The organism is Pseudescherichia vulneris, from assembly GCF_902164725.1.
Taxonomy (GTDB): domain Bacteria; phylum Pseudomonadota; class Gammaproteobacteria; order Enterobacterales; family Enterobacteriaceae; genus Pseudescherichia; species Pseudescherichia vulneris.
In genome coordinates, this window is record NZ_LR607338.1 from 2,771,160 (window position 1) to 2,794,672 (window position 23,513).

Below are 23,513 nucleotides of genomic sequence, written 5' to 3' on the forward strand. Positions count from 1 at the left end.
CAGGGCGTAAAAGCTTGGGTTACCGGTAATGGCTACAAGCTTTTCTGGAACAGCAAAAAAGACTATCTCGTTTATAACGATATTACCCTGGCAGGTAATACCGATGACGATATTTTACAGGCCCTGGGAGAGCTTTTCTTTTCTGAAAACTACGGGCTGGTGGTGAAGAAGTACGAAAAAAACCGCGTTATTGTCATCGACGAAATGTAATTATACGGATATATCATGAAAATTAAAGCAGGGGCATTGCTACTGGCCCTATTGGCTCAGGGTTGCGTCGGCGATTTCGAAAAGAAATTCGATGCCAATAATGATGTTAAAAAAACATTTTCTGATGCGACCACGCAGGAGGCCTCAAAAGCGAAGCCCTATATTAAATATGATAGCGCTTTTTTAGGTCAGAAGGTTGAGTACAGCGTGGAGCAGCAGAAGCTGTTAAGTAAGCACGTTAAAATCTCATCCTATGAGCCTGCTACCCTGTCCATTATTTTAGACGCGGTTGCCGCCCAAACGGGTATCAGCTACCGCATCAATGATAAAGCCATGGGCGACACTAAAGTGGGAGAGGAGGATAACGCCTGGGATACGCCTCACAGCGTGAACTTTGACGGCACCTTTGAAGAGTTTATGCGCTATATCGCTTCGCTGTATGACGTCAGCCCTAAGCTTGACGGCAATAACGTGCTCAAAATAAACGTCTATGAAACCTACGTGGTCAAGCTGGACTTCTATGGTGAGAACAACAAGTCGGAAACGACCCTCGATCTCTCTGGTAATGAGGCGACGTCTAACGGTGGGTTAACCGGTAAAACAGAAACCAAGTTCGAATCGTCGTTCTGGGATGACGTAGAGGATATGGCGAAAAACTATGTCACTTCCGGAAATTACAACCTCTTTAAAGATACGTCCATTCTGATGGTTAACTCACGGCCATCCGAGTATGAAGCGTTAAGTAAGGCGTTGGATAAATATAAGGCCGATAACAGCCGCCAGTTTATTGTTACCTATAAAATTTTTACTCTCGATAAATCGAAGGTAAAACAGCTGCAGGCGGGGCTCGGATTTTCATTTGATGACGGGACAAGCTCGATGAAAATTACGTCATCTATGCTGGACTCCCTGACCAGCGGCGTCTCCGTTGGCTGGAAAAACAGCAACGTTGATATCAATAGCGGACTGGATGCGCTCTACAAGCTCACCGGCAGCCGTTCCCTGCAAAGCGGTTCGTTTATCACCCGTAATAATATGCCGGTACCGCTGAATATGACCCGCTCCAAAAATTACGTTTCGAGCAGAACGCGTACGGTTGATGATAACGGTGAAGAAAACGTCGATGTTGAAACCGGCACCGTCGTGACCGGGACCAGTTTTATTATCACGCCCCGTGTGCTTTCTGACGGACGTATAGAAGTAGTGAATGGCTTCACCAAGCGCTACCTGGAAGGCATTGAGGAGTATGACGACGTGCAGCTGCCCTCTGTCAGTACCACCGAGTCCTTTAACTCTTCGATCATTATGCCTGGCGATCTGCTGATGGTGGCCAAGTACGACATCAAAAATGAAAACGGCGGGCTGCAGTATCAGGTGCTGGGGGTAGATGATAACAGTGATGATGCTTCAGCCACCGTGGTGATGGTCATCGGCATTGACTACTATCGCCAGCCGATTACCTCTCGCTAATGGGGAGGCAAAGACGGTGAACGCGCTATTACTTAGTGAGAATATCCTGACCGGGCTGCTGTGGGAGGCAGAGGATATGTCTTATCTCGGCCTGCCGACGCAGGCGTCGTTTCGTGGCATGGTAAAAGCAAACCGAAAGCTTATCTATCGCGACGATGAAGGCAGGATTGCTACGGGTTATTGCAGCAAGGTATCCACCGCATATGAACCTTTTGCCCTCTATATTAAAAATTTGTTCGGCGACGGGATTTATTTTTCTCATGAAAGTGATGAGGTGACCTATCTATTAATTATCAAGGGCGGACGCATAGTGAGCGGCACTGACTGCTTTATGGCACGCAGCCTCTTTGATGAATTGATGACGCATCTGGGTATCTATGAGCATCTTGAGCTTACGCCGCTCACGCCTGTACAGCTTGAGGCGGTGATTGAGCGGTGTCGCATGCATCAACTGTCTCTTAAGCGGAAGCGGCGATTCATTATGACGATGAGCACGTGCGCGGGCGCTATTTTACTCGCTCTTATAGGAACCATACTTCATTTATATATAAACGGATAATCTATGCTGGAGAAGATTTATTTCTGGAAAGTAAGGAGAGGGTATAATCCGCCGGTAATAGCTACCGCTGCGATCGTTGCTAGCCTGTTTATCATTGCTGTTAGTGCGTTTGCATGGTGGTACTATGGGGTAAAAATCCCTGCTGATGAAAAGCGCGCCGCGCAGCAGCGGGCGTTGCGTAAAAAGCAGGCCGGTCTGGCCGATATTGCCTCCTTTTATAAAAAATCTCTCACTGGTGTAGATATTCCTCAGGCTATTAACGTGCTGGAAGAGATTCGTCAGACCAGGTTAACCCTGTCGGCAGTGGGTGTCGCCATTAAAAAAAGAAATTTTATCTGTGATACCAAGGGCTGCGCAGTCGGTTTTAACATTGAACAGGGCACTATCCTGACTCTGCCCGTTATCAATTTTTTTGGCAAGACGTACTCGGCTTCCGTACCGGTTGGGCGAGAAAAGGATCGGGCTCCAGCAAACGATTTTGAATATAGCAGGCTGGCCCTGCCCGTTACAGAAAATAAGCTGTTAATTCAGTGGAGCAGGAAGCAGGCGTTAAGCCTGCACAGCTGCAATGAAATAATAGCGTATGTAAATACCTATAACTCGCTGTTGAACACAGAGAAGAGTAATAAGAACCAGCGCGACGGCATCATTCTTTTTAAAAGCTATCCTGCCTCAGCGGTAAAAGACGAAGAGGCGGCGCTGGCAGGCCATTTGTCATTTCGCGGCCTGATGAGCGCTAGCTGGGAGATGCAGATCGGTAACGGTAAAGATCGTTTTTCTGTGGGCGCGTCAGAAATTAACGCCCAGCTTGCGCTCTATAAACAGGCGTATCGAGATGCTTTTTTAATTAAAAAAATAGAGTCCAGTGACAAAGGCATCAAAATTACCGGAGGATTAGTATGCAAAGCGTAAAAAGGCATTTAACAGCAGGCCTGTTTTTGCTGGGATCAGGGATGGTTCAGGCCGCACCGACAACCGATCTCCCCCCTGCGCCACCGGTTCCAGAGAGCGTAATGCAGCAGCATATCCAGCAGATGGTAGAAAAGGATTATGCCTGGGAGGTTAAAAAGCGCGACGTGGCTAACGAGCTTGAACTGGAAAGGATGAAGAGCGAGATCCGTAAACTTCGTGGCGAAGACAACGTGCAGGCAAGGGCGCAGCCGGTATCCATTCCTGAAGAGAGCGGTACCTCGCAGTCCAGTAGCGGCTCACCACACTTACTGTTGGAATCCAACATTGGCGGCCTGTCACGTGTCGCGGTAAGCAGTGCCGATGGCAGCAGTCTGCGCTACGTAAGCCCGGGCGAGCGCTTTACGCTCGATGGCCGCCAGTTCCAGCTGGTAAGAGACAAGACCTCGGGCCTGGCTATCAAGGAAACCGGCCGGTGAGTTTAGACTATGTGCATATCGCGCCCGAGGATCTCTTAATGGGAGCGTGGGATTTCCATGAGTTTGACGGTATTGGCATTACTGCCTCCCATGCGGGCAAAGAATATCTGCTGATCAACACGGTAGATATCGACAGGCTCTTTGAGTACCAAATCCAGATAGCGCGTCTGGGGACGCTGCATAAGCGTTTGGTGTCCGGTCTGGCACAGGTAAGCGAAGAACAGTACTACAAGGTAATCGAGTTTATCTCGCTAAAGCAGATTACCGCCGCACAAAGCGCGATTGATATCACCGATACCCAGCGGCGGCTTGCCAGCGTACTCCAGCGCGTGGTGTCGATGGGGGCCAGCGATCTGCATATCACGCGTAACGATGTGCTTGCCGTCTTCGAAGCGCGAGTTAACGGGGTACTGACGCCGTTTATGCAGGTGAAAGCTGCCCAGTGCGATGAGATGGTTTTTGTGCTCTATAACGTGGAGGCGACGACGCGGGATACCACCTGGAACCGGGCTATTCCGCAAAACGCCAATATTCTCTACAACCTTGAGGGAAAACCTTACCGTTTTCGCTACGCCCACTTTCCCATTTTTGGCGAGTCGCCGGACTGCTATCACGCGGTGCTGCGTATTATTCCCTCGGGACTCCAAAAAGAGGGATTGGGTTCGCTGGATAAAATTGGCGTTTCGCCCGCTGAGATGGCGGATCTGAAAAAGATCCTCAGCAATCCCTATGGTGCCTATGTCATCGCTGGCACTACCGGCTCGGGGAAATCCACCACCCTGAAAAACCTCATGGAGTGGCTGCAAATCAATCGCTATGAAGACCGAGGCTGTTTCCTGACGGTGGAGGATCCGGTGGAGTATCAGATCTACGGCGCGAAACAGAGCTCGGTGGTCAGCGGTGAGGACGGCGGTTTTCACGCGGCAATAAAGTCAGCGCTACGCCGCGATCCTGACGTGTTGATGGTGGGGGAGATCCGTGACAGCGTGTCGGCCAATGCCTTAGCAGGCGCAGTGGAGAGCGGCCATTACTGCTTCACCACCGTTCATGCTGGCAGCATTGTCTCGCTGCTACAGCGCATGTCGGCGCTGGGCATCGGTAGCGATAAGCTGTCTACACCAGGTTTTATAGCGGGTCTACAGTGCCAGAAGCTGATCCCGGCGCTCTGCGACAGCTGTAAAAAAGTACATGAGTTAAAAACCGTTGCTGGCAAAAAATTCACGCTCTATACCGCCAGTGAAGAGGGATGTGTGGCGTGTAAGCAGAGCGGTATCAAAGGCCGGCAAATCGCCATGGAATATTTTCTACCCGGCTATGAAGAGCTGGCGGCCATATCCCAGCAGGCGTGGCTACAGGTTTTCACGCTGTGGCGTAAAAAGCGCTATACCGCTAACGGCCTGACCGAGGGCTTTGAAATACGCGAAAAGGTGATGGCAAAAGTATTACAGGGCCAGGTCGATGCCTGTTGGTTTGCTATGGAGTTCGGTGTCATATCCCCTGAAGATCTGGAGCTTATCGTTGAAAAAATTCACTAAAAAACAGCGCATCTACATCTATCAGTTTTGTGGCGATATGATCAAAGCCGGACTGCCGCTCTATGATTCGCTAAATAAATTGCAGACTGAAGGGCAGGCGCTATTAGGTAAAGGATTTAGCCAGAAACTGCTGCTGTTAATTACCCAGATGAAGCAGGAAACCTCCGTGTCCGCCGTTTTTACCGGTGCGGTTCCTACTACCGAACTGAGCTTAATTACCGCGGCAGAAAAAAGTGGCAGCCTGGCGGAGGGTTTTTTTACCCTTGTTTCAATCATTAAATATCACGATGAGCTGCGTAAGAAAATCATCAGCGCCCTGACGTTTCCGCTGATTATGATTTCGCTGTCGTTAGTGGTGATTGCTGGCTATGCGGAAAAGGTCTTCCCGGCGTTTGCCTCGGTGCTGCCTGTGGAACGGTGGCCAGGCATTACCCAGAGCCTTTATCATTTTGGCGAGGCGCTCTATGAGGGGCTGTGGCTAAAAATTGTCATCAGCTTTATCTGTATTGTTTTACTGACAAAGTTTGCGATGGCGAACCTGAACGGCGCGCTACGTAATAGGGCGTTGGACAAGATACTGCCGTTTTCAACCTATCGGCAGCTAACATCATCGGTCTTCTTAAATAACCTGTCGCTGATGCTGAGCAATAATATCCCTCTGACCGACGCCATTGTTATTGTGCAGTCTAATGCTAACCGCTGGCTACGGTGGCACCTGGATACCATGCTGAGCAAAATGGCTCAGGGCCTGAACTATGGCAAAGCGCTGGATTCCGGGCTGCTGGGCGTAGAGGAGCTGCTTAATATCAGCCTCTATGCCGACCTGCCGTCGTTTAATGAGGTACTGCTCTCGGTCTCTGAGAGATCGCGTGAACATATTCATGAGTATATTAAAAAGCTTGCCGCCTTTTTAAAAAATATGGCAACGCTAACGCTAGGTGGCTGCGTGATATGGGTCTTTCTCGGACTGTTTGCCCTTATGGATACGCTATCTAAAGCCACAGGATAATTCCAGGACGATACATGTTACATCATTTAAAAAGCACATCGGTTATGGCGGGTCTTATTTTTATGGGCGCAGCGGGCAATGCCGTTGCGGGCTATCGATTTGCACCACCGCATTGTGACTATTTGTCACGATCGTTTCCCATTGTTTTAAATGCAAGCAACGCGGGAAAAGCGACCTTTCTCTATAACATTATTTATGTGTTAAATGAGAAAGAGGAGGTATTTCCCCTGCCGCCAGTAACGAGTGTGGCTCCCGTAATCCACACCAATGACAGCAGTCAGGTAAAGTGCCTGGATACCACCTGCTATGCTGCAGATTACTGGACGAAGCCGGGACACATGGGCAAGGTGTCGCAGTACGGCGCTATCGTCAAGGATGCAGATTACAGAAGCAGCCATATCTATTCGGTCTCCGGGTCGCTAAGCGCCGGGCGTGCCAGCAGCAATGCCATAGTCTGGATACCCTCGCGTAACCTGCGTCTGCTGACAATTGAAGTCTTTAATAAAGACGCCCAGGGGGGTCATAACGTTAATGATGACTATACCCGGCCGCTCCTTATTCAGTATCAGCGCAGCAGGCATGAAACCGTCGCCGGCGATATGGTAGGCAGCTTGCATTACCGTGGTGTGGCAACGCCGGTCATCACCTCTCAACCGCACCACAAGGTTGGCCCGGCGTATTTACCTGAAAATATCAATATGATCGATTTCTCCAGTCTGAACGTCACGCTTGATGGAAATCAGCATGCGGCTTCTCACCCCGGCGGCGTAGAGCCGCATGCAGAGGTTGTTTCTTATACCGAGGCACCGCGTTCCGCACATTTTTCATCGGCAGATATCAAGACCGTTAAAGCCTATATCTCCCGTTGCGCCGTTAAGCGTTAATCCCCGATGCGTATAGAAACAATAATCACAGCGTGGTATCCGTGGCTTGCGCTGGGCCTGGGGTTATTCATCGGCAGCTTTCTTAACGTCGTGATCTATCGCCTGCCCATTATGATGATGCGCAGCGTGACGGAGAAGGCTATCCAAAGCGATTGGCCTGACGTTAATCTGTGGTGGCCGCCATCGCACTGTCCGCACTGCCAGCATGCAGTAATGCCGTGGGATAATATTCCCCTGTTTAGCTGGCTGCTACTGAGAGGCCGCTGCCGCTACTGTAAATGCGCCATTCCGGCTCTCTATCCGCTTAGCGAGTTAGCTACCGGGATCGTTTTTTTTGCGCTGGTAACGGGCTACTTTCCGCAATTTACCCTGATACAGATCCTCTTTCTGGCCTGCTTTTTTTGCCTGGCGTATACGCTCGCCGTTATCGATATCAAGACGTTTCTGCTGCCGGACGGTTTGGTTTACCCCCTGCTTTGGCTGGGGCTTGCCGCCTCGGTATTAAATATTATTCCCGTGTCGCCGCGGGATAGCGTAATGGGAGCCATCGTTATTGGCGCGTTCACCTGGCTGCTGGCGCATGGGTATGCATGGCTCGGGAAGCGGGAGGGGCTGGGCGGCGGCGACGTTAAGCTTTATACCGCCTGCGCGGCCTGGGTGGGTCTTAACCATATTGCGGAGCTGATGCTGGGATCGGCAGTGCTGGGCGTGCTGGCCTTTTTTATTCGTGGTCTACCGCCATTTCGTCGTCTTAATACAACCAATCCCTATCTTCCTTTCGGGCCTGCTATTGCGGTTACCGCGCTGCTGATTTTGCACATGGAGGTGCTTCACTGATGGCTATTCTGACGTTTCTGTTCTTTCTTCTGGTCAGCGTTTTTCCTCTGCCGGGATCCGCGTCGCTCCCTTTACAAAAGGCTGTCGTCAGGCCCCCTCAGCAAGCGGCTCCCCAATTTAGCTGGCCGCTTTCCGGTACACCTCACGTGACCTCGCCGTTCGGCATGCGTTTTCATCCGCTTGAACATGCTTTACTTGACCATAAAGGCGTTGATCTTCGCGCGCCCTTAGGCAGTGAGGTGAAGGCCATTGCAGGCGGTCAGGTAACCGAGACCGGTTATGGGCCGCTAACCGGCTTTTTTGTTACCCTTGACCACGGTAAGGGCTGGCGCAGCCGCTATCTTCACCTCAATAAAATCGGCGTCCATAAAGGTGAGCAGCTCAAGCAGGGGGCGATGATGGCGCTGTCTGGCGCAACGGGGCGCACGACCGGCCCGCATCTGCATCTGGCGCTGAGCCACAATCAGCAGGCTATCGATCCCCTGAGTATGATAGCTACCCCGGCAGGCCGTACGCCTGTGCCCGCAGCGACCGAAAAACCAACGGGCACACCTGAAATGGATATGACGCCGATCGTTACGCTGGTCAGCGGGGAGGGGGAGGGATTACAGGTAGGGGTTCGCCAAGGTAACAAAACGACGTTCTACAGCCTCAATGAACCCATCGAGCAGGGAGACGGCGTCTGGCGGATCGTACGCAAGTACGGCAAGTACAAATTAGTGAAGGCGGACCCAAAAAAAGCCCGTCGGTAAGCGTCTGTTTTATGCGCAGTTAGTGCATTGAATCGCCTTTCTATCTGGCTTTTGCTCTTTTTTTCCGCAGTTGATACAATGCGGCAAAATTGCCCTTGCGCAGGTCATGCGCTTTGGTTAGTATTCACACCCGCTCAAGTGGGAAATAACATTAACTCCCGCTTTTGGTTTGAAATCCATTAAGGGTTTGAAGCTTAAGTTATGCGGCAACTCCGCAAGGAACAGGTTGATTATGTACGAAGCTCTTTTAGTAGTTTTCCTTATTGTGGCGATTGGCCTTGTGGGTCTGGTCATGCTGCAGCAAGGCAAAGGCGCTGATATGGGAGCCTCCTTTGGTGCAGGCGCTTCCGGTACGCTGTTCGGTTCAAGTGGTTCTGGTAACTTCATGACCCGTATGACCGCTGTATTGGCTACCCTGTTCTTCATTATCAGTCTGGTGCTGGGTAACATTAACAGCAATAAAACCAACAAAGGGAGCGAGTGGGAAAATCTGAGCGCGCCAGCGAAATCTGAGCAGACTCAATCCGCAGCGCCGGCTAACAAGCCGACCAGCGATATCCCACAGTAAGTATTCCGTACCGAGGTGGTGGAATTGGTAGACACGCTACCTTGAGGTGGTAGTGCCCTAACGGGCTTGTGGGTTCGAGTCCCATCCTCGGTACCAATATTCCAGAGAAAAGAGATCGCAAGATCTCTTTTTTTTCGTCTGTACCTCACGAAAACAGCGGCGCGCGCTTTCTCTCATTCTCCCCCGGCTATACTGCTTAAAACAACAACCACTCCTGTGCGGTACGGTATCATGACCTGGCAGCGGCTCGACGGCGCGGCATGGCGCAACATCTGGGTTACTGGCGACCTTCACGGCTGCTACAGCCTGCTGTTGAATAAACTGAGCTTCGTTGAGTTCGACACGTCGCAGGATCTGCTAATTTCCGTTGGCGATCTCACCGATCGCGGCGTAGAGAACGTGGAGTGCATGACGCTGGTCACCTGTCCCTGGTGCCGGGCAGTGCGCGGCAACCATGAGCAGATGATGCTGAACTGCCTGCTCCATAACGGCAGCGCCAGCCACTGGCGGATGAACGGCGGCAGCTGGTTTTTCAATCTTGATGATGAGCAGGAGCAACAGGCCAGAGCGCTCCTGCCCCATATCGCTGCGCTACCGCTGATCGTTGAAGTGACCACGCAGGGTAAAAAAGTGATTGTGTGTCACGCTGACTACCCCGACGATACCTATGTTTTTGGCACCCCGGTAGACGAAGACCCGATCCTCTGGAACCGGGATCGGCTGGCTGCCTCGCAGGCGGGCAGGGTGAAAGATATTCACGGTGCCGATCTCTTTATCTTTGGACACACGCCGCTGCGTAAGGCGCAACGCTTTGCCAATCAGTATTACATTGATACCGGCGCGGTAATGAGTGGCAACCTAACTCTATTGCAGATCCAGACCGGGTAAGATCCTTCTTAGCCTGGCCATTAACCCCTTGCCCACTTTGCGAAACGGCTCCGGGAAATTTGTCATCAATCTGTCACACTGAACGCGACAATGACAAAGGTGAGGGATGAGGGATGAAAAGAGCACTACTCGCAGTTGCGCTGGCCGGGGCATTAACCGCAGGTGCGCAGGCACAAACGACGCCTGAAGGCTATCAGCTACAGCAGGTGTTGATCATGAGCCGCCACAACCTGCGCGCGCCGCTGGCAGATAACGGCAGCGTACTGCAGCAGTCGACGCCGAACAAATGGCCTGAGTGGGATGTGCCGGGCGGTCAACTCACCACCAAGGGCGGGGTGCTTGAAGTCTACATGGGGCACTACATGCGTGAATGGCTGGCGGAGCAGGGGCTGGTGAAAGCGGGAGAGTGCCCGACGTCCGATGCCGTCTATGCCTACGCCAACAGCCTGCAGCGCACCGTCGCTACGGCGCAGTTCTTCATTACCGGCGCGTTCCCCGGCTGTGACGTGCCGGTCCACCATCAGGACGCGATGGGCACGATGGATCCTACCTTTAATCCCGTTATTACCGACAAGGACGCGGCGTTCCGTGACAAGGCGGTGCAGGCTATGCAGACCGAGCGCCAGGGGATGCAGCTGGAGGAAAGCTATAAGCTGTTAGCGCAGATCACAGACTATGCCGACTCTCCCTCCTGTAAAGAGAAGCAGGTCTGCTCCCTGACCGACCCGAAAGATACCTTCAGCGCCGGGTATGAGAAAGAACCGGGTGTCTCCGGGCCGTTGAAGGTGGGCAACTCGCTGGTGGATGCCTTCACGCTACAGTATTACGAAGGCTTCCCGATGGATCAGGTTGCCTGGGGCGAGATCAAAACCGACCAGCAGTGGCGCGTGCTGTCGAAGCTGAAAAACGGCTATCAGGATTCGCTCTTCACCTCTACGGCAGTGGCGCAGAACGTGGCGAAACCGCTAGTGAAGTATATCGACAAGGCGCTGGTGACGGACCGGGCCAGCGCGCCGAAAGTCACGCTGCTGGTAGGGCATGACTCCAACATCGCCTCGCTGCTGACGGCGCTGGATTTCAAACCTTACCAGCTCCATGACCAGTACGAGCGCACGCCAATTGGCGGTAAAATCGTCTTCCAGCGCTGGCATGACCAGGCTGCTAACCGCGATCTGATGAAGATTGAGTATGTGTATCAAAGCACGGAACAGCTGCGCAATGCCGACGTGCTCACGCTACAGGCACCGGCACAGCGCGTAACGCTGGCGCTGAAAGGCTGTCCGGTCGATGCGAATGGCTTCTGCCCGGTAGATAAATTCGATGCAGTACTGAACGACGCGGCGAAGTAAGATGTAAGCAGGCAGGCATAAAAAAGGGCGCTTATGCGCCCTTAATACCTCAATGCGATATTACTGCTTATCGCTGTGCTCAAGGCTATCCATCTGCGGCAGGCCGGTGCTGGCCGAAGAGGAGATCAGGCCCGTCTCAGCATAGTTGAACAGCTTCTCGCGGGTATCGGTGATATCCAGGTTACGCATGGTCAGCTGGCCGATACGATCGTCCGGTGAGAAGACCGAGTCGCCTTTCTCCATGGTCAGGCGCTCTGCCTTGTAGGTCAGGTTGTCAGAGACCGTATTCAGAATGGAGTAGTCGTTACCACGACGCAGCTCCAGAGTCACCTCACCGGTAATGGCGCTTGCCACCCAGCGCTGCAGCGCATCACGCAGCATCAGCGCCTGCGGATCGAACCAGCGGCCCTGATAGAGCAGCTTGCCAAGCTGGCGACCATGGGAGTGGTACTGCTCAATGGTATCTTCGTTGTGGATACCGGTCAGTAGACGCTCGTAGGCAATGTGCAGCAGGGCCATTCCCGGGGCTTCGTAGATGCCACGGCTTTTCGCTTCGATAATACGGTTCTCAATCTGATCGCTCATGCCCAGACCGTGACGGCCGCCGATGCGGTTGGCTTCCAGCATCAGCTCAACGTCATCTGCGAAGGTTTTACCGTTCAGCGCCACCGGGTAACCGCGCTCGAAGCGGATAGTCACCTCTTCCGCCGGGATCTTCACGCTCTCGTCCCAGAACTTGACGCCCATAATCGGGTTAACGATCTTGACGCTAGAGTTGAGGAACTCCAGGTCCTTGGCTTCGTGAGTCGCACCCAGCATGTTGGAGTCGGTGGAGTAGGCTTTCTCAACTGACATTTTGTAGTCAAAGCCGCAGGCGATCATAAATTCAGACATCTCCTGACGGCCGCCCAGCTCGTCGATAAAGTCGGTATCGAGCCACGGCTTATAGATCTTCAGCTCGGCGTTGGTCAGCAGGCCGTAGCGGTAGAAGCGTTCGATATCGTTGCCTTTATAGGTGCTGCCGTCGCCCCAGATGTTTACGCCATCTTCTTTCATAGCGGCAACCAGCATGGTACCGGTGACGGCACGGCCCAGCGGCGTAGTGTTGAAATAGGTCAGTCCGCCAGTGGTATTATGAAACGCACCGCACTGGATAGCGGCAATGCCTTCGGCAACCAGCTGCTTACGGCAGTCGATCAGGCGCGCATTTTCCGCCCCGTACTCTTTTGCACGGCGTGGAATAGCCTCATAGTCATCCTCATCTGGCTGACCCAGATTCGCCGTGTAGGCATAAGGAACCGCGCCCTTTTGGCGCATCCACAGCAGGGCTGCGCTGGTGTCGAGGCCGCCGGAGAAAGCGATGCCAATACGTTGTCCAACCGGAAGATGCTTGAGAATCGTCGTCATAAAATAAATCCCTGCTAACTATACCTATGGTGAGAGACTTAACAGCCACGCCATGATGATAGGCTAAACATTACCGCAAAAAGCGCCTGGGCACCCATCAGTAATGCATGATTATGCAAAATAAGTGAGTTTTCATTTAATCATCTTTTCGCGGCGACCGAAAGCATTGCGTGGCAAAATCATTAAAAAAAATCACGGGATAATCGCGGTGCAAAGAGAAGAGGCGTGTTTTTTAGTTGCAATGAATAAAATCAATTGATTATAATGTCTGTCTAATCAGTCGTTCCCGGTGTTTACACCTGTCTTAACTTGCATTTAATGCAATATCGGCGTAGTATTTGCCACGATTCAGGCGCGGGGTGGAGCAGCCTGGTAGCTCGTCGGGCTCATAACCCGAAGGTCGTCGGTTCAAATCCGGCCCCCGCAACCACTTTCCCTTAGTGTTCTTTTTCAAATATACTATGAAGACCTTGAGCCTTCGGCGTCACATTTGAAAAAAAGCAGTTGCGAAAGGTTCTCCAGGCCGTTGTCACGGCTATAGGGTTCAGTTATCTAAAGCCTCGATTTATCGGGGTTTTTTGTTATCTGACTACAGAATAACTGGGCTTACGCCCTTTTTTTATGTCTTGGGGGTGGGTTTGTCCACATTAGAGCAAAAATTAACAGAGATGATTACCGCACCGGTCGAAGCGCTGGGCTACGAATTGGTAGGTATTGAATTTATCCGTGGTCGCACATCTACGCTGCGCATCTATATTGATAGTGAAGATGGCATCAATGTTGATGATTGTGCTGATGTCAGCCATCAGGTTAGCGCCGTGATGGATGTGGAAGATCCCATTACCGTCGCTTATAACCTGGAAGTCTCCTCACCTGGTCTTGATCGTCCGTTGTTCACAGCCGAACACTACACGCGTTATTTGGGCGAAGAGGTTACGCTGGTACTGCGTATGGCGGTTCAGAATCGTCGCAAATGGCAGGGCATTATCAAAGGTGTCGATGGCGAGATGATCACCGTTACGGTCGAAGGTAAAGATGAAGTGTTCGCGCTGAGCAACATTCAGAAAGCGAACCTGGTCCCCCACTTTTAACAGTCTGGATTGAGGTGAAAGGCCCCCAATGAATAAAGAAATTTTGGCTGTTGTTGAAGCTGTTTCCAATGAGAAAGCGCTGCCGCGCGAGAAAATTTTTGAAGCGCTGGAAAGTGCGCTGGCTACAGCAACAAAGAAAAAATATGAGCAAGAGATCGATGTCCGCGTGGAGATCGATCGTAAAAGCGGTGACTTTGATACCTTCCGCCGCTGGGTAGTGGTTGAAGAAGTCACCATGCCGACGCGTGAAATCACGCTGGAAGCCGCACGCTACGAAGATGAGAGCCTGAACCCAGGTGATTACGTAGAAGATCAGATTGAGTCTGTGACCTTTGACCGTATCACGACGCAGACGGCGAAGCAGGTTATCGTACAGAAGGTACGTGAAGCCGAGCGCGCGCTGGTTGTCGATCAGTTCCGTGAGCACGAAGGTGAGATCATCACCGGCGTGGTGAAGAAAGTGAACCGCGACAACATCACTCTGGATCTGGGCAGCAATGCTGAAGCCGTGATCCTGCGTGAAGATATGCTGCCGCGTGAAAACTTCCGTCCGGGCGACCGTATTCGCGGTGTGCTCTACGCAGTACGTCCTGAAGCGCGCGGTGCGCAGCTGTTCGTGACCCGTTCCAAACCGGAAATGCTGATCGAACTGTTCCGCATTGAAGTGCCAGAGATCGGTGAAGAAGTTATCGAGATCAAAGCGGCGGCCCGCGATCCGGGTTCCCGTGCGAAAATCGCGGTGAAAACCAACGATAAGCGTATCGATCCGGTTGGTGCCTGCGTAGGTATGCGTGGCGCACGTGTTCAGGCGGTCTCTACCGAGCTGGGCGGCGAGCGTATCGATATCGTCCTGTGGGATGATAACCCGGCGCAGTTCGTGATCAACGCGATGGCACCGGCAGACGTGGCCTCTATCGTGGTAGACGAAGACAAGCACACCATGGATATCGCTGTTGAAGCCGGTAACCTGGCGCAGGCGATTGGCCGTAACGGCCAGAACGTCCGTCTGGCATCACAGCTGAGCGGCTGGGAGCTCAACGTCATGACCGTTGACGATCTCCAGTCCAAGCATCAGGCGGAAGCCCATGCGGCGATTGATACCTTCACCAAACACCTTGGCATTGACGAAGAGTTTGCCACCGTGCTGGTTGAAGAAGGGTTCTCAACCCTGGAAGAGCTGGCCTATGTGCCAATGAAAGAGCTGCTGGAAATTGAGGGTCTGGACGAAGAGACCGTTGAGGCCCTGCGCGAACGCGCGAAAAATGCCCTGACGACCCTGGCCCTGGCGCAGGAAGAGAGCCTTGGTAGTAACAAACCGGCTGACGACCTGCTTAACCTTGAAGGCCTCGATCGCGAGCTGGCGTTTAAACTGGCTGCTCGTGGTGTTTGTACGCTGGAAGACCTCGCTGACCAGGGCATTGATGACCTAAGCGATATCGAAGGGTTAACCGACGAGAAAGCGGGTGAGCTCATCATGGCCGCACGTAATATTTGCTGGTTCGGCGACGAAGCGTAATAAACTGTAGCAGGAAGGAACAGCATGACAGATGTAACCGTAAAAGCGCTGGCCGCTGAGATTCAGACCTCCGTGGACCGCCTGGTACAGCAATTTGCTGATGCAGGGATCCCGAAGGCGGCTGAAGACTCAGTCACAGCACAAGAGAAACAGACGCTGCTGGCGCACCTGAACCGTGAACACGGTTCTGCGCCGGACAAGCTGACGCTGCAGCGCAAAACGCGCAGCACGCTGAATATCCCTGGCACCGGCGGGAAGAGTAAATCGGTGCAGATCGAAGTCCGTAAAAAGCGCACCTTTGTAAAACGCGATCCGCAAGAGGCTGAACGTCTCGCCGCGGAAGAAGAGGCGAAGCGCGAAGCGGAAGAGAAGGCGAAGCGTGAAGCAGAGGAAGCTGTGAAGCGTGAAGCCGAGGACAAAGCCAAGCGTGACGCACAAGAGAAAGCGAAGCGTGAAGCCGAAGAAAAAGCGAAACGCGACACCGCTGATACGGCGAAGCGCGACGCTGCGGAAACGAGCAAAGTGAGCAATCAACCATCTGACGAAATGACCAAAGCTGCCCAGGCTGAAAAAGCACGTCGTGAAGCCGAAGCACAAGAGCTGAAGCGTAAAGCGGAAGAAGAAGCGCGTCGTAAGCTTGAAGAAGAAGCGCGTCGCGTAGCAGAAGAAGCACGCCGTATGGCGGAAGAAAACGAGAGGAACGGGGTTATCGAACCTGCAGAAACCGAAGACACCAGCGATTATCACGTAACGACCTCGCAGCATGCTCGCCAGGCTGAAGACGAAAACGATCGCGAAGTAGAAGGCGGCCGTAGCCGCACCCGTACCGCTGCGAAAGCTGCCCGTCCTCAGAAGAAGGGCAATAAGCACGCTGAATCCAAAGCTGACCGCGAAGAAGCGCGTGCAGCGGGCCGCGGTGGCAAAGGTGGCAAGCGTAAAGGTTCCTCTTTACAGCAGGGCTTCCAGAAGCCAGCCCAGGCCGTTAACCGTGACGTTGTGATCGGCGAAACCATTACCGTGGGCGAGCTGGCGAACAAGATGGCCGTCAAAGGCTCTCAGGTCATCAAAGCGATGATGAAGCTGGGCGCAATGGCAACCATCAACCAGGTCATCGACCAGGAAACCGCACAGCTGGTGGCCGAAGAGATGGGCCACAAAGTTATCCTGCGTCGTGAAAACGAGCTGGAAGAAGCGGTAATGAGCGACCGTGACACGGGCGCAGCGGCCGAGCCGCGTGCACCGGTGGTGACCATCATGGGTCACGTTGACCACGGTAAAACCTCGCTGCTGGACTACATTCGTTCAACGAAAGTGGCCTCTGGCGAAGCGGGCGGCATTACCCAGCACATCGGTGCATACCACGTTGAAACTGACAACGGTATGATCACCTTCCTGGATACCCCGGGCCACGCCGCGTTTACCTCTATGCGTGCTCGTGGTGCGCAGGCAACGGATATCGTTGTTCTGGTTGTTGCAGCAGATGACGGCGTGATGCCGCAGACCATCGAAGCTATCCAGCACGCGAAAGCGGCGCAGGTTCCGCTGGTGGTTGCGGTAAACAAAATCGATAAGCCAGAAGCTGACATGGACCGCGTTAAGAACGAACTCTCCCAGTACGGCGTTATGCCGGAAGAGTGGGGCGGTGAATCTCAGTTCATCCCTGTGTCGGCGAAAGCGGGTACCGGTATCGATGACCTGCTGAACGCCATCCTGCTGCAGGCTGAAGTTCTTGAGCTGAAAGCGGTACGTAAAGGCATGGCGAGCGGTGCAGTTATCGAATCCTTCCTGGATAAAGGTCGTGGTCCGGTTGCTACCGTGCTGGTTCGTGAAGGTACCCTGAACAAGGGCGACATCGTTCTGTGTGGCTTCGAATATGGCCGCGTGCGTGCGATGCGTAACGAACTGGGTCAGGAAGTGCTGGAAGCGGGTCCGTCTATTCCGGTTGAGATCCTCGGTCTCTCCGGCGTGCCGGCTGCGGGTGACGAAGTGACCGTGGTGCGTGACGAGAAGAAAGCGCGTGAAGTTGCGCTGTACCGTCAGGGCAAATTCCGTGAAGTTAAACTGGCGCGCCAGCAGAAATCTAAACTCGAGAACATGTTTGCTAACATGACCGAGGGCGAAGTTCATGAAGTGAACGTTGTGCTGAAAGCTGACGTACAGGGCTCTGTGGAAGCGATCTCCGACTCCTTGCTGAAACTCTCTACTGACGAAGTTAAAGTGAAGATCATCGGTTCTGGCGTAGGTGGTATCACCGAAACCGACGCGACCCTGGCTGCGGCGTCCAACGCCATCCTGGTTGGCTTCAACGTCCGTGCTGACGCCTCCGCGCGTAAAGTTATCGACGCTGAGAGCCTGGATCTGCGCTACTACTCCGTCATCTATCATCTGATCGACGAAGTGAAAGCAGCAATGAGCGGCATGCTGTCGCCTGAGCTGAAACAGCAGATCATCGGTCTGGCTGAAGTACGTGACGTGTTCAAATCACCGAAATTCGGCGCTATCGCAGGCTGTATGGTTACCGAAGGCACGATTAAGCGTCACAACCCAATCCGCGTTCTGCGTGACAACGTGGTTATCTACGAAGGCGAGCTGGAGTCCCTGCGCCGCTTCAAAGATGACGTTAACGAAGTCCGTAACGGTATGGAATGTGGTATCGGCGTGAAGAACTACAACGACGTTCGCGTTGGCGATATGATCGAAGTGTTCGAGATCATCGAGATCAAACGTAGCATCGAGTGATTGTAGGCCGGGATCGCCTCGCGTCACCCGGCAATCATATTAAAAGGGGCTAATGGCCCCTTTTTTGTCTGGAGAATTTATTATGGCGAAAGAATTTGGTCGCCCGCAGCGCGTGGCCCAGGAGATGCAGAAAGAGATTGCAATGATCCTGCAGCGCGAAATCAAAGATCCGCGTCTGGGCATGATGACCACCGTTTCCGGTGTCGAAATGTCCCGCGATCTGGCCTATGCCAAAGTGTTTGTTACCTTCCTGAACGACAAAGATGAAGACGCCGTGAAAGCGGGCCTCAAAGCGTTGCAGGAAGCATCTGGCTTTATCCGCTCGCTGCTTGGCAAAGCCATGCGCCTGCGTATCGTGCCGGAGCTGACCTTCTTCTACGACAACTCGCTGGTCGAGGGGATGCGCATGTCTAACCTGGTGACCAACGTGGTGCGACAGGACGATGAGCGTCGCGTCAACCCGGACGACAGCAAGGAGGACTGATGAGTCGTCCTCGTCGTCGCGGTCGCGACGTGCACGGCGTGCTGCTGCTGGATAAACCCCAGGGGATGTCCAGCAACGACGTGCTGCAAAAAGTAAAGCGCCTCTATAACGCCAACCGTGCCGGGCACACCGGCGCGCTGGATCCGCTGGCGACCGGCATGCTGCCGATCTGCCTGGGCGAGGCGACAAAGTTTTCCCAGTACCTGCTGGACTCCGATAAACGCTACCGGGTGATTGCTCGCCTCGGCCAGCGCACCGATACCTCTGATGCGGACGGTGAGATCGTTGAGGAGCGTCCGGTGACCTTTAGTGCGGAACAGCTTGCTGACGCGCTGGAAAGTTTTCGTGGCGACACGATGCAGGTGCCGTCGATGTACTCGGCGCTTAAGTACCAGGGCAAAAAGCTCTATGAGTACGCGCGTCAGGGCATTGAGGTGCCGCGTGAAGCCCGGCCCATTACCGTCTACGAGCTGCTGTTTATTCGCCACGAAGGCAACGAGCTGGAGCTGGAAGTACACTGCTCGAAAGGTACCTATATCCGGACTATCATTGACGATCTCGGTGAGAAGCTGGGCTGCGGTGCGCACGTGATCTTCCTGCGTCGCCTGGCCGTCAGCACCTATCCGATTGATCGCATGGTGACCCTGGAGCAGCTGCACGCGCTGGTCGAAGAGGCTGAACAGCAAGAAAGACCTGCTGCCCAGCTGCTGGATCCGCTGCTGATGCCGATGGACAGCCCGGCTGCTGACTTCCCGCTGGTCAATCTGCCGCTGACGTCGTCGGTCTACTTCAAGAACGGTAATCCGGTTCGGACCTCGGGCGCGCCGCTGAACGGGCTGGTACGGGTGACGGAAGGTGACGAAGGCAAGTTTATCGGCATGGGCGAGATTGACGATGAGGGCCGCGTTGCCCCGCGTCGACTTGTCGTAGAGTATCCGGCGGCATAAGCTTATGCAGCTACCTTGCGATAACAGGGTACTGCGAGTAGAATATTGCCGCTTAACGTCGCGTTAGCTGAGTAATAGCGAACGGGCGTTACATCTGGGATCGCTGAATTAGAGATCGGCATCCTTTCATTCGTTTAATTCTGGAGTTCAAAATGTCTCTAAGCGTTGAAGCTAAAGCAAAAATCGTTTCCGAGTTCGGTCGTGGCGAAAATGACAGCGGTTCTACCGAAGTACAGGTTGCCCTGCTGACTGCTCAGATCAACCACCTGCAGGGTCACTTTGCAGAGCACAAAAAAGATCACCACAGCCGTCGTGGTCTGCTGCGTATGGTTTCTCAGCGTCGTAAACTGCTCGACTACCTGAAACGTAAAGATGTTGCACGCTACACTGCGCTGATCGAGCGTCTGGGTCTGCGTCGCTAAGTCTGGCGAGTTTCAGAGAAAGGGGCCTTGATGGCCCCTTTTTTCAACCAGACGGCAGCAATTCACTCTAAACTATTGTATTGTTGCTTTGAATGATCTTCGTTGCAGAGGTTCGCGCGGCTAATGAGAGGCTTCACCCAGGGGGGTGTCGGTTGTCATTAGTCGCGAGGATGCACTGAGGATCGGGTTTAACGTCAGCACGCCGCAAGGTGTGCTGTCAAACATTTAAGAAAGGGTAAAATTTTGCTTAATCCGATCATTCGTAAATTCCAGTACGGTCAGCATACCGTCACCCTGGAAACCGGCATGATGGCCCGTCAGGCGACAGCTGCCGTTATGGTAAGCATGGACGACACCGCGGTCTTCGTTACCGTGGTAGGCCAGAAAAAGGCCAAGCCGGGCCAAGACTTCTTCCCGCTGACCGTTAACTACCAGGAGCGTACCTACGCTGCCGGTAAAATCCCGGGTGGTTTCTTCCGTCGTGAAGGCCGTCCAAGCGAAGGCGAAACCCTGATCGCGCGTCTGATTGACCGCCCGGTTCGCCCGCTGTTCCCGGAAGGCTTCGTTAACGAAGTACAGGTTATCGCTACCGTGGTTTCCGTTAACCCACAGGTTAACCCAGACATCGTGGCGATGATTGGTGCATCCGCAGCCCTCTCCCTGTCCGGTATTCCGTTCAACGGCCCAATCGGCTCGGCGCGTGTGGGTTACATCAACGACCAGTACGTTCTGAACCCGACTCAGGACGAGCTGAAAGAGAGCAAGCTGGATCTGGTCGTTGCCGGTACCGAAGCCGCCGTGCTGATGGTTGAATCCGAAGCGGAACTGCTGAGCGAAGACCAGATGCTGGGCGCAGTGGTATTTGGCCACGAGCAGCAGCAGATCGTGATCCAGAACATCAACGACCTGGTGAAAGAAGCCGGTAAACCGCGTTGGGACTGGCAGCCGGAAGTGGTTGACGCTGCGCTGAACGCACGCGTTGCTGCGCTGGCAGAATCCCGTCTGAGCGATGCTTACCGCATCACCGACAAGCAGGAACGTTACACTCAGGTTGACGCGATCAAATCTGAAACTATCGCTACCCTGGTTGCCGAAGACGAGTCTCTGGACGCTAACGAGCTGGGCGACATTCTGCACGCTATCGAGAAAAACGTGGTGCGTAGCCGCGTGCTGGCAGGCGAGCCGCGTATCGATGGTCGTGAAAAAGATATGATCCGTGGTCTGGATGTGCGTACTGGCGTGCTGCCGCGTACTCACGGCTCCGCGCTGTTCACCCGTGGCGAAACGCAGGCGCTGGTTACCGCGACCCTGGGTACCGCACGTGATGCGCAGAACATCGACGAGCTGATGGGCGATCGTACCGACAGCTTCTTGTTCCACTATAACTTCCCTCCGTACTCCGTCGGTGAAACCGGTATGGTGGGCTCGCCGAAGCGTCGTGAAATTGGTCACGGTCGTCTGGCGAAGCGCGGCGTACTGGCAGTGATGCCGGACACCGAGAAGTTCCCGTACACCGTTCGTGTGGTTTCTGAAATCACCGAATCCAACGGCTCCTCCTCCATGGCTTCCGTGTGTGGCGCGTCGCTGGCACTGATGGACGCCGGTGTGCCGATCAAAGCCGCCGTGGCGGGTATCGCGATGGGTCTGGTGAAAGAGGGCGACAACTTTGTTGTGCTGTCCGACATCCTGGGCGACGAAGATCACCTGGGTGATATGGACTTCAAAGTAGCGGGCTCCCGCGAAGGTATCTCTGCCCTGCAGATGGATATCAAAATTGAAGGCATCACCAAAGAGATCATGCATGCTGCGCTGAACCAGGCGAAAGGTGCACGTCTGCATATTCTGGGTGTGATGGAGCAGGCGATCAACGCGCCGCGCGGCGACATCTCTCAGTTTGCACCGCGTATCCACACCATCAAGATCAGCCCGGACAAGATCAAAGACGTTATCGGTAAAGGCGGCTCTGTTATCCGTGCCCTGACCGAAGAGACCGGCACCACCATCGAAATCGAAGATGACGGTACCGTGAAGATCGCTGCGACCGACGGTGAGAAAGCGAAATACGCTATCCGTCGTATCGAAGAGATCACCGCTGAGATCGAAGTGGGCCGTATCTACAATGGTAAAGTGACCCGTATCGTTGACTTTGGCGCGTTTGTTGCCATCGGTGGCGGTAAAGAGGGTCTGGTACACATCTCTCAGATCGCTGACAAGCGCGTTGAGAAAGTGACCGACTACCTGCAGATGGGTCAGGAAGTGCCGGTAAAAGTTCTGGAAGTTGACCGCCAGGGCCGTGTCCGTCTGAGCATCAAAGAAGCAACCGAGCAGTCTCCGTCCACTGACGCGCCGCAGGCGCCGGCAGCAGACCAGGGCGAGTAACGTTGCGATGAGCTCCTCGCCGCTGGCGGGGAGCTTTTACAACCGGGCAGGATGCTATGATTGCAGCCGGGGGACAGGACGTTCAACCTTTTGTTGTCTTCGGGAGTAGGAAATGAAGCCTTTTTTGCGCTGGTGTTTCGTTGCGACAGCTCTAACGCTGGCAGGATGCAGCAACTCTGCCTGGCGTAAGAACGAAGTCCTCGCAGTGCCATTGCAACCGACTTTGCAGCAGGAAGTGATTCTGGCACGTATGGAACAAATTCTTGCCAGTCGGGCTTTAACCGATGATGAACGCGCACAGCTTTTATATGAGCGCGGAGTGTTGTATGATAGTCTCGGTCTGAGGGCACTAGCGCGAAATGATTTTTCACAAGCGCTGGCAATCCGACCCGATATGCCTGAGGTATTCAACTACCTTGGCATTTACTTAACGCAGGCAGGCAATTTTGATGCTGCCTATGAAGCGTTTGATTCTGTACTTGAGCTTGATCCAACTTACAACTACGCGCACTTGAATCGCGGTATCGCTCTCTACTACGGCGGTCGTGACAAGTTAGCGCAAGATGATCTGCTAGCGTTTTATCAAGACGATCCCAACGATCCTTTCCGCAGTCTGTGGCTTTATCTCGCCGAGCAGAAGCTCGATGAGAAGCAGGCGAAAGAAGCACTGGAACAGCGCTTCGAGAAATCGGACAAGGAGCAATGGGGATGGAACATTGTCGAGTTCTACCTGGGCAACATTGACGAAAAAACGTTAATGGAGCGCCTGAAGGCGGACGCAACGGATAACACCTCGCTCGCTGAGCATCTCAGTGAAACCAACTTCTATTTAGGTAAGTACTACCTAAGTCTGGGGGAAAAGGACAGCGCTACGGCACTGTTCAAATTAGCGGTTGCTAACAACGTACACAACTATGTTGAGCACCGTTATGCATTGTTGGAATTATCGCTCTTGGGCCAGGAGCAAGACGACCTGGCAGAATCGGACCAGCAATAGCTGACGACATAAACATCAGCCCACAATCTTTTTTTGATTGCCATCATCTTGACGGGTGAGGGCGTTGTTGTTCGTCAATACA

The 23,513-nt window shown here is 53.5% G+C and carries 22 protein-coding genes and 2 tRNA genes; 23 read left to right on the forward strand and 1 reads right to left on the reverse strand.

Features of this window, described 5'->3' with window-relative positions; all coding sequences use genetic code 11:
* The 14 genes from FN633_RS11555 to agp all read left to right on the forward strand — a co-directional run.
* The coding region (locus FN633_RS11555; RefSeq protein WP_208674045.1) for a TcpQ domain-containing protein at positions 1 to 210 on the forward strand (210 nt) is incomplete at its 5' end.
* Between the two features lie 15 nt (positions 211 to 225).
* Positions 226 to 1,680: a type II and III secretion system protein gene (locus FN633_RS11560; protein WP_154057801.1), complete on the forward strand. Its 1,455-nt coding sequence runs from the start codon at positions 226 to 228 to the stop codon at positions 1,678 to 1,680.
* Positions 1,681 to 1,696: 16 nt separating this feature from the next.
* Positions 1,697 to 2,239, forward strand: coding sequence for a pilus assembly protein (locus FN633_RS11565; protein ID WP_154057802.1), 543 nt, complete (start codon positions 1,697 to 1,699; stop codon positions 2,237 to 2,239).
* 3 nt (positions 2,240 to 2,242) lie between these two features.
* Positions 2,243 to 3,151, forward strand: coding sequence for a hypothetical protein (locus tag FN633_RS11570; protein ID WP_154057803.1), 909 nt, complete (start codon positions 2,243 to 2,245; stop codon positions 3,149 to 3,151).
* A 41-nt stretch (positions 3,152 to 3,192) separates the two neighbouring features.
* Entirely contained in the window at positions 3,193 to 3,627 is a 435-nt protein-coding gene (locus tag FN633_RS11575; RefSeq protein ID WP_154057804.1) for a hypothetical protein, read from the forward strand.
* Complete coding sequence (locus tag FN633_RS11580) at positions 3,624 to 5,162, forward strand: ATPase, T2SS/T4P/T4SS family (RefSeq protein ID WP_279538294.1); 1,539 nt, start codon at positions 3,624 to 3,626, stop codon at positions 5,160 to 5,162. Before FN633_RS11575 ends, FN633_RS11580 begins: the two co-directional genes overlap by 4 nt.
* Positions 5,146 to 6,171, forward strand: a complete 1,026-nt coding sequence (locus FN633_RS11585) for a type II secretion system F family protein (protein ID WP_154057805.1) — start codon at positions 5,146 to 5,148, stop codon at positions 6,169 to 6,171. The genes FN633_RS11580 and FN633_RS11585 overlap by 17 nt, the downstream gene beginning before the upstream one ends.
* 14 nt (positions 6,172 to 6,185) lie before the next feature.
* A complete protein-coding gene (locus FN633_RS11590) occupies positions 6,186 to 7,055 on the forward strand; it encodes a hypothetical protein (RefSeq protein ID WP_154057806.1) in 870 nt (289 codons plus the stop codon).
* Positions 7,056 to 7,061: 6 nt separating this feature from the next.
* Complete coding sequence (locus FN633_RS11595) at positions 7,062 to 7,892, forward strand: prepilin peptidase (RefSeq protein ID WP_154057807.1); 831 nt, start codon at positions 7,062 to 7,064, stop codon at positions 7,890 to 7,892.
* 164 nt (positions 7,893 to 8,056) lie between these two features.
* Complete coding sequence (locus FN633_RS11600; RefSeq protein WP_279538306.1) at positions 8,057 to 8,644, forward strand: M23 family metallopeptidase; 588 nt, start codon at positions 8,057 to 8,059, stop codon at positions 8,642 to 8,644.
* A 232-nt stretch (positions 8,645 to 8,876) separates the two neighbouring features.
* Positions 8,877 to 9,212: a preprotein translocase subunit SecG gene (secG, locus tag FN633_RS11605; RefSeq protein WP_154057809.1), complete on the forward strand. Its 336-nt coding sequence runs from the start codon at positions 8,877 to 8,879 to the stop codon at positions 9,210 to 9,212.
* Between the two features lie 9 nt (positions 9,213 to 9,221).
* Positions 9,222 to 9,308, forward strand: a tRNA-Leu gene (locus FN633_RS11610).
* Positions 9,309 to 9,440: 132 nt separating this feature from the next.
* Positions 9,441 to 10,100 carry a metallophosphoesterase gene (locus tag FN633_RS11615; protein WP_154058922.1) on the forward strand — a complete coding sequence of 220 codons (660 nt, stop codon included), beginning with the start codon at positions 9,441 to 9,443 and terminating at the stop codon, positions 10,098 to 10,100.
* Between the two features lie 113 nt (positions 10,101 to 10,213).
* Positions 10,214 to 11,449, forward strand: coding sequence for a bifunctional glucose-1-phosphatase/inositol phosphatase (agp, locus tag FN633_RS11620; protein WP_154057810.1), 1,236 nt, complete (start codon positions 10,214 to 10,216; stop codon positions 11,447 to 11,449).
* A gap of 60 nt (positions 11,450 to 11,509) precedes the next feature.
* On the opposite strand, the gene argG is transcribed toward agp, so the two are convergent.
* On the reverse strand, positions 11,510 to 12,856 hold the full coding sequence (gene argG / locus FN633_RS11625; protein ID WP_042390140.1) for an argininosuccinate synthase: 1,347 nt from the start codon (positions 12,854 to 12,856) through the stop codon (positions 11,510 to 11,512).
* A 353-nt stretch (positions 12,857 to 13,209) separates the two neighbouring features.
* On the opposite strand from argG, the gene FN633_RS11630 reads away from it, so the two are divergent.
* The 9 genes from FN633_RS11630 (at position 13,210) to nlpI (ending at position 23,431) form a co-directional block, all read left to right on the forward strand.
* Positions 13,210 to 13,286, forward strand: a tRNA-Met gene (locus FN633_RS11630).
* A 208-nt stretch (positions 13,287 to 13,494) separates the two neighbouring features.
* A complete protein-coding gene (gene rimP / locus FN633_RS11635) occupies positions 13,495 to 13,947 on the forward strand; it encodes a ribosome maturation factor RimP (RefSeq protein WP_042390143.1) in 453 nt (150 codons plus the stop codon).
* Between the two features lie 28 nt (positions 13,948 to 13,975).
* A complete protein-coding gene (gene nusA / locus FN633_RS11640; protein WP_154057811.1) occupies positions 13,976 to 15,463 on the forward strand; it encodes a transcription termination factor NusA in 1,488 nt (495 codons plus the stop codon).
* Between the two features lie 24 nt (positions 15,464 to 15,487).
* On the forward strand, positions 15,488 to 18,202 hold the full coding sequence (gene infB / locus FN633_RS11645; RefSeq protein ID WP_042390146.1) for a translation initiation factor IF-2: 2,715 nt from the start codon (positions 15,488 to 15,490) through the stop codon (positions 18,200 to 18,202).
* Positions 18,203 to 18,284: 82 nt separating this feature from the next.
* Positions 18,285 to 18,686 carry a 30S ribosome-binding factor RbfA gene (rbfA, locus tag FN633_RS11650; protein WP_042390148.1) on the forward strand — a complete coding sequence of 134 codons (402 nt, stop codon included), beginning with the start codon at positions 18,285 to 18,287 and terminating at the stop codon, positions 18,684 to 18,686.
* The gene (gene truB / locus FN633_RS11655; protein WP_154057812.1) at positions 18,686 to 19,633 is read left to right on the forward strand and encodes a tRNA pseudouridine(55) synthase TruB; all 948 of its coding nucleotides are present in this window, start codon (positions 18,686 to 18,688) and stop codon (positions 19,631 to 19,633) included. The genes rbfA and truB overlap by 1 nt, the downstream gene beginning before the upstream one ends.
* A gap of 152 nt (positions 19,634 to 19,785) precedes the next feature.
* Complete coding sequence (gene rpsO / locus FN633_RS11660; protein WP_004385056.1) at positions 19,786 to 20,055, forward strand: 30S ribosomal protein S15; 270 nt, start codon at positions 19,786 to 19,788, stop codon at positions 20,053 to 20,055.
* Between the two features lie 243 nt (positions 20,056 to 20,298).
* The gene (pnp, locus tag FN633_RS11665; protein WP_042390163.1) at positions 20,299 to 22,434 is read left to right on the forward strand and encodes a polyribonucleotide nucleotidyltransferase; all 2,136 of its coding nucleotides are present in this window, start codon (positions 20,299 to 20,301) and stop codon (positions 22,432 to 22,434) included.
* Positions 22,435 to 22,546: 112 nt separating this feature from the next.
* A complete protein-coding gene (gene nlpI / locus FN633_RS11670; protein WP_042390165.1) occupies positions 22,547 to 23,431 on the forward strand; it encodes a lipoprotein NlpI in 885 nt (294 codons plus the stop codon).
* Positions 23,432 to 23,513 lie beyond the last annotated feature (82 nt).

What these genes read in the sequence shown, in the direction of transcription:
- nlpI (WP_042390165.1), top strand. Translation starts at nt 22,547, where the DNA reads ATGAAGCCTTTTTTGCGCTGGTGTTTCGTTGCGACAGCTCTAACGCTG.
- FN633_RS11575 (WP_154057804.1), top strand. Translation starts at nt 3,193, where the DNA reads ATGGTTCAGGCCGCACCGACAACCGATCTCCCCCCTGCGCCACCGGTT.
- infB (WP_042390146.1), top strand. Translation starts at nt 15,488, where the DNA reads ATGACAGATGTAACCGTAAAAGCGCTGGCCGCTGAGATTCAGACCTCC.
- nusA (WP_154057811.1), top strand. Translation starts at nt 13,976, where the DNA reads ATGAATAAAGAAATTTTGGCTGTTGTTGAAGCTGTTTCCAATGAGAAA.
- truB (WP_154057812.1), top strand. Translation starts at nt 18,686, where the DNA reads ATGAGTCGTCCTCGTCGTCGCGGTCGCGACGTGCACGGCGTGCTGCTG.
- FN633_RS11570 (WP_154057803.1), top strand. Translation starts at nt 2,243, where the DNA reads ATGCTGGAGAAGATTTATTTCTGGAAAGTAAGGAGAGGGTATAATCCG.
- FN633_RS11600 (WP_279538306.1), top strand. Translation starts at nt 8,057, where the DNA reads ATGCGTTTTCATCCGCTTGAACATGCTTTACTTGACCATAAAGGCGTT.
- FN633_RS11595 (WP_154057807.1), top strand. Translation starts at nt 7,062, where the DNA reads ATGCGTATAGAAACAATAATCACAGCGTGGTATCCGTGGCTTGCGCTG.
- secG (WP_154057809.1), top strand. Translation starts at nt 8,877, where the DNA reads ATGTACGAAGCTCTTTTAGTAGTTTTCCTTATTGTGGCGATTGGCCTT.
- rpsO (WP_004385056.1), top strand. Translation starts at nt 19,786, where the DNA reads ATGTCTCTAAGCGTTGAAGCTAAAGCAAAAATCGTTTCCGAGTTCGGT.
- FN633_RS11560 (WP_154057801.1), top strand. Translation starts at nt 226, where the DNA reads ATGAAAATTAAAGCAGGGGCATTGCTACTGGCCCTATTGGCTCAGGGT.
- rbfA (WP_042390148.1), top strand. Translation starts at nt 18,285, where the DNA reads ATGGCGAAAGAATTTGGTCGCCCGCAGCGCGTGGCCCAGGAGATGCAG.
- FN633_RS11590 (WP_154057806.1), top strand. Translation starts at nt 6,186, where the DNA reads ATGTTACATCATTTAAAAAGCACATCGGTTATGGCGGGTCTTATTTTT.
- agp (WP_154057810.1), top strand. Translation starts at nt 10,214, where the DNA reads ATGAAAAGAGCACTACTCGCAGTTGCGCTGGCCGGGGCATTAACCGCA.
- argG (WP_042390140.1), bottom strand. Translation starts at nt 12,856, where the DNA reads ATGACGACGATTCTCAAGCATCTTCCGGTTGGACAACGTATTGGCATC.